The sequence below is a fragment of the Acetobacter fabarum genome, from assembly GCF_022483405.1.
Taxonomy (GTDB): Bacteria; Pseudomonadota; Alphaproteobacteria; order Acetobacterales; family Acetobacteraceae; genus Acetobacter; species Acetobacter fabarum.
The window spans coordinates 1,835,730-1,850,012 of record NZ_JAKVNI010000001.1 but is presented as its reverse complement, the minus strand read 5'-3'; the positions used below and the strand labels follow the sequence as shown (position 1 = coordinate 1,850,012).

Annotated in this window: 14 protein-coding genes; 1 reads left to right on the top strand and 13 read right to left on the bottom strand. The window is 58.1% G+C overall.

Going from position 1 to position 14,283, the window contains the following annotated elements:
- Nucleotides 1-28: 28 nt before the first annotated feature.
- On the bottom strand, nucleotides 29-811 hold the full coding sequence (locus LKE65_RS08645; RefSeq protein WP_086645662.1) for an IclR family transcriptional regulator: 783 nt from the start codon (nucleotides 809-811) through the stop codon (nucleotides 29-31).
- Between the two features lie 223 nt (nucleotides 812-1,034).
- Between LKE65_RS08645 and LKE65_RS08640 the strand changes: the two genes are divergently transcribed.
- The gene (locus tag LKE65_RS08640) at nucleotides 1,035-1,565 is read left to right on the top strand and encodes a glutathione peroxidase (protein ID WP_408744054.1); all 531 of its coding nucleotides are present in this window, start codon (nucleotides 1,035-1,037) and stop codon (nucleotides 1,563-1,565) included.
- A 68-nt stretch (nucleotides 1,566-1,633) separates the two neighbouring features.
- Here the strand turns inward: LKE65_RS08640 and LKE65_RS08635 are convergent, their stop codons facing one another.
- The 12 genes from LKE65_RS08635 to nuoH all read right to left on the bottom strand — a co-directional run bounded on the left by LKE65_RS08635 (nucleotide 1,634) and on the right by nuoH (nucleotide 14,282).
- On the bottom strand, nucleotides 1,634-2,320 hold the full coding sequence (locus LKE65_RS08635; protein ID WP_278741002.1) for an ABC transporter ATP-binding protein: 687 nt from the start codon (nucleotides 2,318-2,320) through the stop codon (nucleotides 1,634-1,636).
- The gene (locus LKE65_RS08630) at nucleotides 2,313-3,563 is read right to left on the bottom strand and encodes a lipoprotein-releasing ABC transporter permease subunit (RefSeq protein ID WP_086645418.1); all 1,251 of its coding nucleotides are present in this window, start codon (nucleotides 3,561-3,563) and stop codon (nucleotides 2,313-2,315) included. The genes LKE65_RS08635 and LKE65_RS08630 overlap by 8 nt, the downstream gene beginning before the upstream one ends.
- A gap of 5 nt (nucleotides 3,564-3,568) precedes the next feature.
- Entirely contained in the window at nucleotides 3,569-4,885 is a 1,317-nt protein-coding gene (gene proS, locus LKE65_RS08625; RefSeq protein ID WP_278741001.1) for a proline--tRNA ligase, read from the bottom strand.
- Nucleotides 4,886-5,027: 142 nt separating this feature from the next.
- On the bottom strand, nucleotides 5,028-6,671 hold the full coding sequence (locus LKE65_RS08620; RefSeq protein ID WP_095349424.1) for a ribonuclease J: 1,644 nt from the start codon (nucleotides 6,669-6,671) through the stop codon (nucleotides 5,028-5,030).
- A 9-nt stretch (nucleotides 6,672-6,680) separates the two neighbouring features.
- Nucleotides 6,681-7,493, bottom strand: a complete 813-nt coding sequence (locus LKE65_RS08615) for a type III pantothenate kinase (RefSeq protein WP_086645420.1) — start codon at nucleotides 7,491-7,493, stop codon at nucleotides 6,681-6,683.
- Between the two features lie 2 nt (nucleotides 7,494-7,495).
- Nucleotides 7,496-8,245, bottom strand: a complete 750-nt coding sequence (locus LKE65_RS08610; RefSeq protein ID WP_278740999.1) for a biotin--[acetyl-CoA-carboxylase] ligase — start codon at nucleotides 8,243-8,245, stop codon at nucleotides 7,496-7,498.
- Nucleotides 8,242-9,684: an NADH-quinone oxidoreductase subunit NuoN gene (nuoN, locus tag LKE65_RS08605; protein WP_278740998.1), complete on the bottom strand. Its 1,443-nt coding sequence runs from the start codon at nucleotides 9,682-9,684 to the stop codon at nucleotides 8,242-8,244. Before nuoN ends, LKE65_RS08610 begins: the two co-directional genes overlap by 4 nt.
- 62 nt (nucleotides 9,685-9,746) lie before the next feature.
- The gene (nuoL, locus tag LKE65_RS08600) at nucleotides 9,747-11,687 is read right to left on the bottom strand and encodes an NADH-quinone oxidoreductase subunit L (RefSeq protein ID WP_278740996.1); all 1,941 of its coding nucleotides are present in this window, start codon (nucleotides 11,685-11,687) and stop codon (nucleotides 9,747-9,749) included.
- A gap of 8 nt (nucleotides 11,688-11,695) precedes the next feature.
- Nucleotides 11,696-12,019, bottom strand: coding sequence for an NADH-quinone oxidoreductase subunit NuoK (gene nuoK / locus LKE65_RS08595; RefSeq protein WP_179290120.1), 324 nt, complete (start codon nucleotides 12,017-12,019; stop codon nucleotides 11,696-11,698).
- Nucleotides 12,016-12,729, bottom strand: a complete 714-nt coding sequence (locus LKE65_RS08590; RefSeq protein WP_278740995.1) for an NADH-quinone oxidoreductase subunit J — start codon at nucleotides 12,727-12,729, stop codon at nucleotides 12,016-12,018. Before LKE65_RS08590 ends, nuoK begins: the two co-directional genes overlap by 4 nt.
- Nucleotides 12,730-12,765: 36 nt before the next feature.
- Nucleotides 12,766-13,254, bottom strand: a complete 489-nt coding sequence (gene nuoI, locus LKE65_RS08585) for an NADH-quinone oxidoreductase subunit NuoI (protein ID WP_095349420.1) — start codon at nucleotides 13,252-13,254, stop codon at nucleotides 12,766-12,768.
- Nucleotides 13,251-14,282: an NADH-quinone oxidoreductase subunit NuoH gene (gene nuoH / locus LKE65_RS08580; protein ID WP_086645425.1), complete on the bottom strand. Its 1,032-nt coding sequence runs from the start codon at nucleotides 14,280-14,282 to the stop codon at nucleotides 13,251-13,253. The genes nuoI and nuoH overlap by 4 nt, the downstream gene beginning before the upstream one ends.
- Between the last annotated feature and the right edge of the window lies 1 nt (nucleotide 14,283).

Below are 14,283 nucleotides of genomic sequence, written 5' to 3'. Positions count from 1 at the left end.
CTGTTCCATTCCGCCCGCAGGCAAAGCCTTATCCTGCGCGATAACCAAGCCGGAAGGAAACCGCCTCTGCCAGACGGGATGCAACACCCCCCAGACGCGCAACGCTGTACCGCCCCAGCTCCGCCTGCGGCAGGCTGATCCCGATTCCGGCCAGTGCACGCCCCGAATGGTCTTTGACAGCCGCGCCAAAGCACCACAGCCCGTCATGCACCTGCTCGTCATCCACCGCATATCCACGATCCTTGATTTCGGCAATTTCGCGCACCAGCGTTGTAACCGAGCATATGCCATTAGGCGTCAGGGGCTGGGGCCAGGTTGTAACAGGGTGCAGGGCCAGCCATTCCCGGAAGGAGGCATCATCCATACCAGCCAGCATGGCATTGCCTGTGGCCGTAAATATGGCAGGCAGGCGCATCCCTACCCTGAAGGACGCCCCCAGCACGGTCGCGCTGTTACGGCAGGCCACATACACAACCTCCGCCCCCTCCAGCATGGTGAGGGTAACGGTAAAGGCCTCCAGATCCGTGCGAGTCTCCAGCACGTGGTAGAACTCACTCACCAGATCCCGCTTTTCCGTAACGTCGCCTGCCCAATCAAGCAGACGTGTTCCCAGCCGGTACCCCTGCGTGACTGTTTTTTCCAGCAGGCCCAGCTCCTGCATAACCGCCAGCAGACCATGGGCCGTGCTGCGCGGTAAATCGAGCTGACGGGCTACATCTGCCGCCAAAGGCGGTTTGGCGGCATCCTTGACCATATCAAGTATACGAACGGCCCTGCGTAGAGCGGGAACCGTATCCTGCGATTTGGACATGTTATTCTTATTTTCCATGTTGACAGGAGAGGCTCATATCTTCATATTCCACATACGGGATCGAGTTCAACATAATGAACAACAAAAAGCAGAACACGATCTTGCCGCGCACAAGATGTGGTGGAAGTCTGGCACAAGAACCCGGAACAGGGCAGCAGGCTTCCACCCACTACTTGCAGACAGCATAACATCTCGCTCCTTCTCTTGTGGTGCGCTACACAGGATGCCTTACCTGCCACAAAAGCAGCAAAAGGGCAGCACCTTGGCAACAAGCATATACGATTTTACCCTACCCGCACTCGATGGCAGCAGCATTGATCTGAGTGCCTACAGGGGCCAACCCATCCTGATCGTGAACACCGCCTCCAAATGTGGGTTTACCCCACAATATGAGGGATTGCAGGCTTTATGGACACAGTTCCACAAAGCCGGGCTGGTGGTTATTGGCGTTCCCAGCAATGACTTTGGTCAGCAGGAACCCGGCACATCGGAAGACATCGCAACATTCTGCCAGAAGAACTACGGCGTTGCTTTCCCCATGGCAGCACGCAGTGTTGTCAAAGGCCAGAACGCCATACCGCTGTTTAAATGGCTGGATACAGAGCTGGGCTTTCTGGCACGTCCCAGGTGGAATTTCTTCAAATACCTGATCGGGCGTAACGGTCAGCCTGCTGCATGGTTTTCCTCCATAACGCCGCCTACCTCCGCCCGCGTGCGCAATGCGGTCGAACGGGCTTTGCTACCCACCGGATAACCCCAGCGAACATAAAAAAAGCGGCATTCCCCCTGGTGCGAGGAATGCCGCTTTATGCTGTGTGCCTTCTAACGCGTAACAAGCTTGCCATCGCGCAGGGTTACAACCCGGTCCATGCGCGGCAGAAGTTCCTCATTATGGGTTGCAACCAGTGCGGCCAGACCGCGCTTGCGCACGGCTTCCAGCAGTTCGGTAAACACCGCGTCTGCCGTATGCACGTCCAGGTTGCCGGTAGGCTCATCTGCCAGCAGCAGGGAGGGGGCATTAGCCAGCGCGCGCGCAATAGCCACACGCTGCTGCTCCCCACCAGAAAGCTTGCCCGGCAGGTGGTCTACCCTGTGGGCAAGGCCAAACATCTCCAGCAAACGCTCAGCTTCCTTCCGGGCTACCCGCTTGGGCACACCTGTGATCATTTGCGGCAGAACCACATTTTCCCGCGCGGTAAATTCCCCCAGCAGGTGGTGGAACTGGTACACAAACCCGATTTCATCCCGCCGCAGGGCTGTGCGCCCGGCATCGGCCATGGTGCTGGTCGATTGACCACGAATAATAATATCCCCCGCATCTGGCGTATCCAGCAGGCCTGCCAGATGCAAAAGCGTGGACTTACCCGTGCCCGATGGCGCAACCAGCGCCACGATTTCCCCCGCATTGAGGGTAAAATCCGCCCCCTGCAAAATGGGCAGCACGTCATGCTCCCCACTGCGATAGGTTTTTTGAACGCCGTTCAGGCGGAGCACCGCAGTATCATTCATGACGTAGCGCCTCGACCGGGTCTGTTCTGGCTGCGCGCCAGGCTGGATACAATGTTGCCAGAAGCGAAAGCAGAAGCGCCATGCCAATTACCTCGCCAACCTGCCCCCAATCCAGCTTGGCTGGCAGGTGTTCAAGATAATACACCTCCGGGTTAAACAGGTTTGTACCCGTCAGGCTTTGCAGCAGCTGCCTGATGCGCTCGATATTCATGCAGAACACAATACCCAGTGCCGTCCCCGCCACCGTGCCGGTAACACCCACCGATGCCCCACACATCAGAAAAATACGCATAATGGCGCCACGGCTGGCCCCAATGGTGCGCAGCACGGCAATATCAGCCGTTTTGTCCTTGACCATCATGATCAGGGAGGAAATGACATTGAACGCCGCCACAACAATAATCAGGGTCAGGATCAGGAACATCACGTTCTGTTCCACCTGCACGGCCCCGAACAATGCGTTATTGGCCGTTGTCCAGTCCAGCACCCGCAAACCCGGATCATCCACAGCCCTGACAATGGCCATAGTAACCGGGCGCACATGCTGCGCATCCTTTGTGGCGACCTGAATCTGCGTCACCTTGCCCGGCATCTGGAAATATACCTGAGCGGCGTGCATGGGCAGGAACACAACGCTGGAATTATAGTCATTCACCCCGGCGTCAAAAATCGCGCTCACACGGTATGAGCGCACACGCGGTACCGTGCCAAAAGCGGTGGCCGCCCCTTCGGGCGAAACCAGCGTCAGGCGCGAACCAATAGACAGCCCTGCCCGCTCGGCCATGGTTACACCAACCACAATGGAGTCATCCCCCTGACCAAACTGGTCCAGAGACCCCGCAACAAGGGAGGAACTGACCGCCGTAAGGTCGTGCAGGCCCTGTGCCGTAATGCCGTGCACCACACCACCGGCACTGTAAGACCCGGCACTGAGCAGCACCTGCCCTTCTATAATAGGTGTGGCACTCAGCACATCGGGAACAGAGCGGACTTCCTGCGCCACATCTTCATATTGGGAGATGGTGCGCCCTGCGCCATAAATGCTCAGGTCCCCGTTCAGGCCCAGAATACGGCCCATAAGATCGGCCTGGAAACCGTTCATCACCGCCATGACAATGATCAGCGTTGCAACGCCCAGCGCAATACCAACCAGAGAAAATATGGCGATGATGGAAACAAACCGCTCCCCACGCCGCGCGCGGAGATAACGGCCAGCTACCGCACGCTCGAAGGGACCGAACATGGTGCTCAGCCCGCCAGAACCAGAGCCAGCGCTTCATCCACGCTCAGCTCCTGCCGTTCCCCTGTGGCGCGGCGCTTGAGTTCCACCCGGCCTTCCTTGGCGCTACGGGGGCCAACCACGATCTGCCACGGATGGCCCATCAGATCGGCATCGGCAAATTTTACGCCAGCCCGTTCGGACCGGTCATCATACAGGAATGCTTCTGGCGCTTTTGCGTAAATCTGCTCGCACACCTCATCACACAGCGCATCACCGGACTTCAGGTTCAGGATAGCAGCGCGGAAAGGAGCTACGGAATCGGGCCAGATAATGCCGTTTTCGTCGTGGCAGGCTTCAATAATAGCCCCGGCAAGGCGGGAGACCCCAATACCGTAGGACCCCATTTCGGGGAAGAACTGCGCACCATCGGCACCACTAACACTCACCCCCATGGATTCCGTGTATTTGGTACCAAAGTAGAAAATATGACCGACCTCAACACCGCGGCCTTCACGCTTCTGGGCGTCGGGCACTGCGTCCCATGCTGCAGTATCATGCATTTCATCCGTGGCAGCATATGGCGTGGTCACACGGTTGAAGAAGGCTTCCAGCGCTTCGGGGCTGCTGGTGTCTACGGGTTCGTCCAGCCAGTCCTGATCTTCCAGTGCGGCATCATAGAACACCCCGCTTTCCCCCGTTGGGGCGAGAATAAGGAATTCGTGGCTCAGTTCCCCACCAATTGGCCCCGTATCGGCCCGCATGGGAACAGCCCGCACACCCAGACGCTGGAAGGTGCGCAGGTAAGCCAGCATCATGCGCCGGTAGGTGGCTACGGCAGATGCGTAATCCACATCAAAGCTGTAGGCATCCTTCATCAGAAATTCGCGGCCACGCATCACGCCAAAACGGGGGCGCATTTCATCGCGGAATTTCCACTGAATGTGGTACAGAACCTGCGGCAGGTCCTTGTAGGATTTTACTGACTGACCGAACAGGTCTGTCACCATTTCCTCATTGGTTGGCCCGTACAGCAGTTCGCGCTTGTGGCGGTCCTGAATACGCAGCATTTCCGGCCCGTACGCATCGTAACGGCCGGAGCGACGCCACAGGTCTGCGGACTGCAAGGTAGGCATAAGCACTTCCTGCGCATCCACCCGGTCCTGCTCTTCACGCACAATCTGGCTGATGTTGCGCAGCACCTTAAGCCCGGCTGGCAGCCAGGCATAAATGCCCGAAGCCGTCTGGCGGATCAGCCCCGCACGCAGCATGAGCCTGTGAGAGACGATCAACGCCTCTGCCGGATTTTCCTTGAGGGTGGGAAGAAAGCTGCGCGAAAGACGCATGTGCATTCAGCCTTGTATGGGGCGTGCCTCCGGCAAAAGGAGAGGCATGCCTGTGTTATCTGTTATCAAGCTGTAAAACAGCCCTGAACGAAAGAAAACCCGGCAGGACCGGGCTTTCTTGTTCGTCGGTATCTAAAACGCCTTATACGCGTAGCACGTGCACATCCACCAGCGGGCGCTTTTGCAGCTTGCGGCCAAGAGCGCGGCGCAGGGCGGTTTTGGCGGCCTCGCGGAAGGCTCCATCCTCATTGCGCAGTTCGTCGGGGATCACGTCCAGCGCATTGGCGAATTCCTCGCGCACACGCACACTTTCGAGATCATCCGGGTCCAGCAGACCGGGCGCGCTCACCTTGGGGTCGCCAATAACAAAGCCTTCGTCATCCACAGCAAAGCTGCCAATGACAATGCCGTTAAACAGCATTTTGCGGCGGGCTGCCAACACGCCACCATTCATGGGCAGCAAGCGGTTGCCGTCCAGCGCAAGGCGGCCTGTGGGGGCGGTATCCACCACTTCCAGCTTGCCCGGGGAAAGGCGTAGAATATCCCCGTCCTCCAGCAGAATGGGAGCAATACCCATTTCCTGCGCCAGAGCGGCCTGTGCGGTCAGGTGCCGCCATTCGCCGTGCACCGGCACCACATGCTGGGGCTTGAGCAGTTCGTACATCTTCTGCACGTCACCACCCGTGGCATGGCCTGAAACATGCACAAAGTGTTCACGGTCGGTAATAACCTTAACGCCACGCTTTGCCAGATTATCCTGCACCGCCATGATCGCCCGCTCATTACCCGGAATCATGCGGCTGGAATAAATGACCGTATCCCCTTCCCCGAGGGAAATATTGGGATGCACGTCCATGGAAATACGCGACAGAGCCGAGCGCGGTTCGCCCTGGCTGCCCGTGATGATCATGAGCAGCTGGTCATCAGGCACATCGTTCACGTCCTGCTCGCTCAGGAACGGCAGAACACCGGACAGGTAACCGCACTCACGCGCAGCCGTGTCCAGGTTACGCAGCGAACGCCCGACCAGCACAACCGTGCGGCCAGCGGCCTGTGCGGCCATGGCAATGGTTTCCACCCGCGCCACGTTGGAGGCAAAGCAGGTCACGGCAATGCGCCCCTTAAGGCTTGCCACCAGTTCGGTCATGCTCACGCGCACTTCGGACTCGGAGCGCGAGGGGCCGGGCTTCATCACGTTCGTGCTGTCGCACACCAGTGCCAGAACGCCCTCCTCACCAATTTCGGCAAGGCGGTTCAGGTCTGTTGCGGGGCCAACCAGCGGTTCGGGGTCAAACTTCCAGTCGCCTGTGTGGACCACAATCCCTGCCGGAGTACGCAGGACCATGGACTGGGCTTCGGGCACGGAATGCGTAACCGGCACGAACTCGATGTCAAACGGGCCCACATTAAAGCGCGCACCGGGCATGATCACGCGGATCGGCACATCCATCAGGCGGGCTTCGGCCAGCTTGCGGCGCAGTACGGCACTTGCAAACGGCGTAACGTAAATGGGGCATTGCAGCATGGGCCACACATGCGCCACGGCACCAATATGGTCTTCGTGCGCATGGGTAATAACCAGCCCGGCCAACTGGTTCCGCCGCTCGACAATAAAGGCGGGGTCGGGCACCAGAATTTCTGCTTCGGGGGTATCGTTCCCGCTAAAGCCAATGCCGCAGTCAATCGCCAACCATGTATCGCCCTGACGATACAGGTTGAGGTTCATGCCGATCTCACCCGTTCCGCCCAAGGGCAGAAAGGCCAGATCGCCGTTCTGTTCAGTCATATTATCCGATTATCCTTCAGCCAAAAAATCTCGTTCTACTGTCAGTTTCGGCAGGGGGTTTCGCCCCGCCAGCAAGCGCAACCCGTTAAGGGTCAGCATTGAATCCACATGGTCAAAGACCGTTGTCCCCTCCGAGAAGAGCGGAGCCAGACCGCCTGTTGCGAGCACCTTCATGGAAGGCCCCACTTCACGGCGGATCCTCTCAACGATCCCCTCGATCAACCCTACATACCCCCAGAACACGCCTGAGCGCATGGCTGCAACTGTATTCCGCCCAATAGCGGACTCCCCTACGGGGCGACCAATACCAATACGGGGGAGCCTTGCCGCAGCCTGATGCAATGCCTCGACCGACAGATTGATGCCGGGCGCAATAACACCGCCGCAGTAACTTCCCTCCTGATCCACCACATCAAACGTGGTGGCTGTGCCAAAATCTATAACCGTCAACGGGCCACCATAGGTGTAATGAGCGGCAAGGCCATTGAGCAGGCGGTCCACCCCGACTTCATCCGGGTTATCCATCTTGATGGCAAACCCCCAGTCCAGCCGGGCGGAGGCCAGCAGTGGCTCTACAGCAAACCACTGGCGGCATAAAGTACGCAAATGGTAAAGGGCCGCAGGCACCACCGTGCCTATAACAGCCCCTTCAATATCATCAGAGGTCAGACCCTGCGTTTTCAGCAGCGCTTGCAGCCACACCCCATATTCATCCGAAGTCCGCTGGGGCTGCATGGTAATCCGCCATACACCACGCCATTTTTCGCCGTCGTGTACAGCAAACACAACATTGGTATTCCCTGCATCAATGACAAGTAGCACTCCTATGCGCCCTTTTCCATAAGCAGAATATCCCCTGTTGCGATTGTCTTCATGCCACCTTCCGTGTCCAGCAGCAGGCGGCCATCTGGTGCCAGACCTGCAAAGAGCCCCTTCTCATAAGTAGTCCCGCCCTGAACGACAAGGGGGGTCCCCACAGGATGCGCCCTTTCCAGCCAGGCTGCGCGAATGCTGGCAAAGCCTTTTTGCCGCCATTGCTCAGACCAGAACGTAAGCCCGTCCAGCACGTGCCGGGCCACAACGTCCACATCCGGAACAGGACCACATTGTGCAAGACAGGCCACCGTGCGCTCCAGCACATCCGGGTCAGGAGCCGAGACAAGATTGGCCCCAAGGCCGACAAGAACGTAAGGCCCCTCCCGCTCGATGAGGATACCCCCCATCTTGCGCCCATCCAGCAGAATATCGTTCGGCCATTTGATCATGAGGTGGGGCTGCGCCGCGGGCTGGGCACGCAAAAGCCCATCATAAAACCCGAGGGACGCCACAAAAGGCCAGCCTCCCAGCGCTTCCGGCCCGGCCTGCGTGCCGTCCAGCACAACACTGAGTGCAAGCCCCTGCCCGCCATCCAGCCATGTACGGCCGCGGCTACCCCGGCCTTTGGTCTGCCGCCGGGCTAAAACTGCAAGCCCGGCTACAGGGTCGCCCGAACGGCAGGCGTTCAGGCAATAATCGGAGGTCGATGGCAGCTCATCAAAACAGGTGAGCCGCCAGAAATCACCCTGCCCGCTCATCCAGCCAGAGCAAGTGCGGCCTGATGCGCCACAGACATGATTGGCCCAAGCACAACAGCAAAAACAACAGTTGCAACACCCATCCCGCCCGAAACAAACAGAAGGCTGGGTGCGGGGCGGTCCAGCGCATGGGCTGGCGCATCAAAATACATAACTTTTACAACCCGCAGATAATAATAGGCTCCGACAATGCTGGACAATGCGCCAATGCACACCAGCACGTAAAGGCCGGATTGCCACGCTGCTGCAAAAACCATGAACTTGCCAAAAAAGCCAGCCAGAGGTGGTGCGCCGACCATGCTGAACATGAACACGGCCAGAGCAAGCGCCATAGCCGGGTCCGAGCGCCCAAGGCCTGCCAGATCCGCAATGGAGTTTACCTCACGCCCGTTGCGGCGCATGGCCGTAATGCCTGCAAAAACACCAGCATTCATAACAAAATAGGCGGCCAGATAAATAAGCGTGGCCTGCGTACCAGCTGTGGAGGCCGCTGCCAGCCCCATCATGGCATAGCCCATGTGCCCGATGGAGGAATAAGCCATGAGCCGCTTGATATTGGTCTGCGGAATAGCCGCAAAAGCCCCGTAAACCATGGACAGGACAGAGACCGCTTCCACCAGTATCTGCCAGCGGGGAGCAACAGAGCCAAACGGCCCAGCCATAACGCGCAGGAACAGGGCAAAGGCTGCAAACTTGGGGGCCCCGGCCATATATGCCGTAACGGGTGTTGGCGCACCCTGGTACACATCGGGCGTCCACATATGGAACGGCACGGCAGAGAGCTTGAAGCACAGGCCGACAACAATAAAGACAATCCCCACGACCAGCCCCATGGGAGGCATGGCTGCGGCCCGGACCGCATCCACCAGTCCGGCATATTCCATGGTGCCCGCATACCCATACACGAGCGAGATGCCATACAGCAGCAGGCCCGACGCCAGGGAACCGAGGATAAAATACTTCATCCCCGCTTCGGACGAGAGAACATTATCCCGTTCCAGAGCACACAGGATGTAAATGGACAGCGAGGAGAGTTCCAGCCCGACAAACAGTGTCATCAAATTGGCTGAGGATGCCATAAGCATGGCCCCCAGCGTGGAGAACAGCATGAGCACCGGGGTTTCAAACGGCAGGGGCCGCTGGTCGGCAGTACGGTAACTTACGCTCAGCGCCACAGCCACAAAACCACCGGCCAGAATAAGCACCTTCATGAACCGGGCAAAGCCATCAGTCACAAAGGTTCCTGCATAGCCCGCCCCCGAAGGAGACAGCACGACCAGAAAACCACAGACCAGAAAAGCCGCCAGACTGAGTATGGCGGCGGGGAAAAACCCCTCCCCTTTCCGCTGGAGCACACCGGCCACCAGAATGACAATACCCGACAGGGCAAGCACAATTTCAGGCAGGGCTACGGTCCAGTTGAACACTGTCACACTCATCGCTGCGCACTCCGCAGAGGATAGGAAGAGGATTGGGTCGGAATGGCGTTGGTCATGCTAAATCACCCGCACAGCGCAACTGTCAGCAGCACCACAAGTCCTGCCAGCATGGTAAAGGCATAAATGGCGATAGAACCGCTCTGGAGCCGGGCCGCCTGCAACGCGCCATCCCGTGTGGCGCGCACAATATCAAGCGGCAGACCTTCCACGACCCCTTCATCCGCACCTTTCCACAGCACACGGGCCAGTGCGGCATATGGGCGCACGAAAATCCTGTCGTATAGTTCGTCAAAATACCATTTGTTGAGCAGGAACCGGTAAATCGGCCCAAAACTGCGGGCCAGTGCGGCCGGCACATGCGGTGCGCTCACATACAGCACAAACGCCAGCGCAATACCCGCAAGCCCCGCAAGGCTGGGGAGCAGCGCAATAAGCGCAGGTACGTGCTCGAACGCCTCCATAATGTGGTTGGCAGGCGCGTTCACAATCGCCCCGTTCCAGAACGCACTCTGATGCGCGCCAATATAGAACGGTGCCAGCGCCACACCGGCCACAACCGCACCAATGGACAGCACCAGCAGCGGCACGGTCATAACCGCCGGACTTTCATGCGCATGATCACGGGCATGCTCATCATGCGGTTTGCCATGAAAGACCAGAAACAGGAGCCGCCAGCTATAAAACGCGGTCAGGAACGCGGTAATGCTACCCATGGCCCATGCGTAATGGCTGTAAGAGGCATCGGACGCCCAGAGCGCGTTGAGAATGGCATCCTTGGACCAGTACCCGGCAAACGGATAAACCCCGGCCAACGCCAGACTACCCAGCCACATGACCACGTAGGTCACGGGCAGTTTTTTCCACAGGCCGCCCATACGGAACATGTTCTGTTCATCATGCATGGCATGAATGACCGAACCAGCAGCAAGGAACAGCAGTGCTTTAAAGAATGCATGCGTGGTCAGGTGGAATACCGCCGCCTGATACGCCCCCACCCCAACGGCTGCAAACATGTAGCCAAGCTGCGAGCAGGTAGAATACGCAATAGTCCGCTTAATGTCAGGCTGCACCATGCCAACGGTTGCGGCAAAAAAGCAGGTTGTTGCCCCGATCAGAATAACAAAGGTGCGTGTGCCCGGCGCAAACTCAAGCAAGGGCGACATACGCGCCATAAGGAACACACCTGCCGTAACCATGGTAGCAGCATGAATAAGGGCGGAAACAGGTGTGGGGCCTTCCATGGCGTCGGGCAACCATGTGTGCAGAAACAACTGGGCCGACTTGCCCATAGCCCCGACAAACAGCAGAAAGCAGATAACTTCCAGCATACGGAAGGAAACACCACAGAGCGTGTAAGGGGTGTTGAGCACCGCAGGCACGGCAGCAAAAATGGTATCGTACTGCACCGAGTGGAACAGAACGTAAATCAGGCCAATGCCAACAATAAAAAACAGGTCCGCCACACGGTTGACCACAAAGGCCTTGATGGCCGCAGCCGTAGCGGCCGGGCGGTCATACCAGTAGCCAATCAGCAGGTAACTGGCCAGGCCAACACCTTCCCAGCCAAAGAAAAGCTGGATCAGGTCATTGGAAGAGACCAGCATGAGCATGGCAAAGGTGAAGAGCGAAAGGTAGGAGAAAAACCGGTAGGTCGGCATGCTCTCATGGCTCATGTAGCCAATGCTGTAGCAATGCACGAGCAGCGACACAACAAGCACCATGGCGGTCATGGTCACGGAGAGTGTGTCAAACCGCAGGGTCCATGTTGCGTCAAAACCCCCGGCATGCACCCACTGCGCCAGCGGGACAGCAGCGTGAGGGAAACCCCCAAGCCATGCCGAGCACAGCGCACCCACACTACACAGGGCAGCAACCGCCATGCAGGCAATGGTTACAACCTTGGCGAGGGTATCCCCCATAAAGCGGCCACCAAGGCCCGCCACAACCGCCCCCGCCAGAGGCGTTAGCACGGCAACGGAAAACAGAGTGAGTTCTGTTTGCATAACGCTGCTCATCCCTTCATCATCGTCACGTCTTCGACCTGGATGGAGCCGCGGTTACGGAAGTAAACCGTAACAATAGCCAGACCAATGGCGGCTTCGGCCGCAGCAATGGTCAGCACGAACAGCACCATGACCTGCCCCGACAGGTCCCCATGAGCCGAGGAAAACGCAACCAGATTGAGGTTTGCGGAAAGCAGGATCAGTTCCATGGACATGAGCAGAACAATAATGTTCTTTCGGTTCAGAAAAATCCCGAACACCCCCAGAACCAGAAGGGCCGCACTGACAAACAGGTAAGGCCCCAGCCCTACAGACGCGATTGCCGTATTCATGCGCCTTTCTCCTCAGTTTCCGTCTTTTCCGGCTCACCCGCGCCATAGGAGCCGGGAACCGCAATTTCGTAATAGGAGCCTTTGGGCCGTAGGAAACCTCCCTGTTCAAACACGTTTTCGCCAAGTGGCAGATTAACAAGCTCCAGCGTTTCTTCACGTGTGCGTGCATGCTGGCGGCCAATATTCTGGCGGCGGCCTGTAGCCGTCTCACGCAGGGTCAGCACAATGGCGCCAATCATGGCGACCAGCAGAACCAGCCCGCAGGCCTGAAACAGCAGCACATAATGCGTGTAAATAACCGTGCCCAAGGCCGCAGTATTGGTTAGCCCCGGCTGCACGGCCAAAGGTGCGACCACACCCGCAGGGGCCATGCGCCAGTTACTGAAGGCCATGATCAGTTCGGCCAGCAGCACACCCCCAATGCACAGCCCCAGAGGGGCATAACGCTGGAACCCTTCACGTAGGCGGCTGAAATCTATGTCCAGCATCATCACCACAAACAGGAAGAGAACCGCCACCGCCCCCACGTAAACAATAACCAGCAGCATGGCCAGAAACTCGGCACCAGCGACCAGAAACAGCCCCGCCGCGTTAAAAAAGCCGAGGATCAGGAACAAAACCGCATGAACCGGGTTGCGTGCGCTGATGACCATGGAGGCCGAAAGCAGCAATACCGCCGCAAAAACGTAAAAAACGAGCTGTGCCATCATTGGCCAACCTCCTGCCCTGACGTGGTCTGCATCTGCTCAACGATACGGTGCATCGAGTTCCAGCCTCCGTGCGAGCAGGGATTCCCAGCGGTCCCCATTCGCTAACAGCTTGCCCTTGTCGTACATCAGCTCTTCACGGGTTTCCGTGGCGAACTCATAGTTCGGGCCTTCAACAATCGCATCCACCGGGCAGGCTTCTTCGCACAGGCCGCAGTAGATGCATTTTGTCATGTCAATGTCGTAGCGCGTGGTCCGGCGGGAGCCATCGTCACGCTGTTCGGCTTCAATGGTAATGGCCTCTGCCGGGCATGTGGCTTCGCACAGTTTGCAGGCAATGCAGCGCTCCTCCCCATTGGGGTAGCGCCGCAAGGCATGCTCCCCCCGGAAACGGTGGGACAGAGGCCCTTTTTCGTACGGGTAGTTCAGCGTGACTTTGGGCTGGAACATCATACGGAAGGTGGAGACCATGCCCGCGGCCAGTTCCTTGAGCAGAAAAGACCGCAATGTGGTGCCAAGAGCGCTCATGAATTTACCCCTCCCATGTGAGGCAGCAGGCCTGTTGCCATAAGGAACCCGGCCGTGCCGATCATCCACAGTAACGAGAAAGGCAGGAACACCTTCCACCCCAGCCGCATAAGCTGGTCGTAGCGATAGCGCGGGAACGTGGCGCGCACCCAGATAAAGACAAACAGGCAGAACAGGATTTTAAAAATCAGCCAGAGCGGGCCGGGTACCCATGTCAGCGGCGCAATGCCCAGAGGCGGCAGCCAGCCACCAAGGAACAGAATGCTGACCATGGAGGACATGAGGATCATGTTCGCGTATTCGCCCAGAAAGAACAGGCCAAAGGCCAGCGACGAATATTCCACAAAAAAGCCCGCAACCAGTTCACTCTCCCCTTCGGGCAGGTCGAACGGTGCTCGGTTGGTTTCCGCCAGAGCAGAAATAAAGAACACGATAAACATGGGGAACATGGGCACACAGAACCAGATGTGCCGTTGCGCCAGCACAATATCGTTCAGGTTCAGGCTCCCCACCGCCAGCAGGACAGACACAATCACCAGCCCGATGGACACCTCGTAAGAAACCATCTGCGCGGCAGAGCGTAAGCCCCCCAGAAACGCATAGCGCGAATTGGAGGCCCACCCCGCAATAAGCATGCCGTAAACCCCAAGGGAGGACATGGCGAGCAGGTAAAGGATACCCACATTGATGTTGGCAACCGCCAGCCCGTTCCCTGTCGGAATAACCGCCCAGGCAGCCATGGCGAGCGAAAAGGTCAGGAAAGGTGCAAACAGGAACAGCACACGGTTGGCCCCTGCGGGAATAACCGTTTCCTTCACAATCATCTTGATCGCATCGGCAAAGGCCTGCAACAGACCAAAGGCACCGTTCACGTTCGGCCCCCGGCGGCGCTGCATGGCGGCCATAACCTTGCGCTCCATCAGCGTAAGGTAGGCAACACCAATCAGCAACGGCACCAGTACCGCCAGTGTTTCCAACAGCATCAGCAGGATCTGGCCCACAAGGGTTTGGTAGAAAAAATGTGCCATT

What these genes read in the sequence shown, in the direction of transcription:
- LKE65_RS08645 (WP_086645662.1), bottom strand. Translation starts at nt 811, where the DNA reads ATGTCCAAATCGCAGGATACGGTTCCCGCTCTACGCAGGGCCGTTCGT.
- LKE65_RS08640 (WP_408744054.1), top strand. Translation starts at nt 1,035, where the DNA reads ATGCCTTACCTGCCACAAAAGCAGCAAAAGGGCAGCACCTTGGCAACA.
- LKE65_RS08635 (WP_278741002.1), bottom strand. Translation starts at nt 2,320, where the DNA reads ATGAATGATACTGCGGTGCTCCGCCTGAACGGCGTTCAAAAAACCTAT.
- LKE65_RS08630 (WP_086645418.1), bottom strand. Translation starts at nt 3,563, where the DNA reads ATGTTCGGTCCCTTCGAGCGTGCGGTAGCTGGCCGTTATCTCCGCGCG.
- proS (WP_278741001.1), bottom strand. Translation starts at nt 4,885, where the DNA reads ATGCGTCTTTCGCGCAGCTTTCTTCCCACCCTCAAGGAAAATCCGGCA.
- LKE65_RS08620 (WP_095349424.1), bottom strand. Translation starts at nt 6,671, where the DNA reads ATGACTGAACAGAACGGCGATCTGGCCTTTCTGCCCTTGGGCGGAACG.
- LKE65_RS08610 (WP_278740999.1), bottom strand. Translation starts at nt 8,245, where the DNA reads ATGAGCGGGCAGGGTGATTTCTGGCGGCTCACCTGTTTTGATGAGCTG.
- nuoN (WP_278740998.1), bottom strand. Translation starts at nt 9,684, where the DNA reads ATGAGTGTGACAGTGTTCAACTGGACCGTAGCCCTGCCTGAAATTGTG.
- nuoL (WP_278740996.1), bottom strand. Translation starts at nt 11,687, where the DNA reads ATGCAAACAGAACTCACTCTGTTTTCCGTTGCCGTGCTAACGCCTCTG.
- nuoK (WP_179290120.1), bottom strand. Translation starts at nt 12,019, where the DNA reads ATGAATACGGCAATCGCGTCTGTAGGGCTGGGGCCTTACCTGTTTGTC.
- LKE65_RS08590 (WP_278740995.1), bottom strand. Translation starts at nt 12,729, where the DNA reads ATGATGGCACAGCTCGTTTTTTACGTTTTTGCGGCGGTATTGCTGCTT.
- nuoI (WP_095349420.1), bottom strand. Translation starts at nt 13,254, where the DNA reads ATGAGCGCTCTTGGCACCACATTGCGGTCTTTTCTGCTCAAGGAACTG.
- nuoH (WP_086645425.1), bottom strand. Translation starts at nt 14,282, where the DNA reads ATGGCACATTTTTTCTACCAAACCCTTGTGGGCCAGATCCTGCTGATG.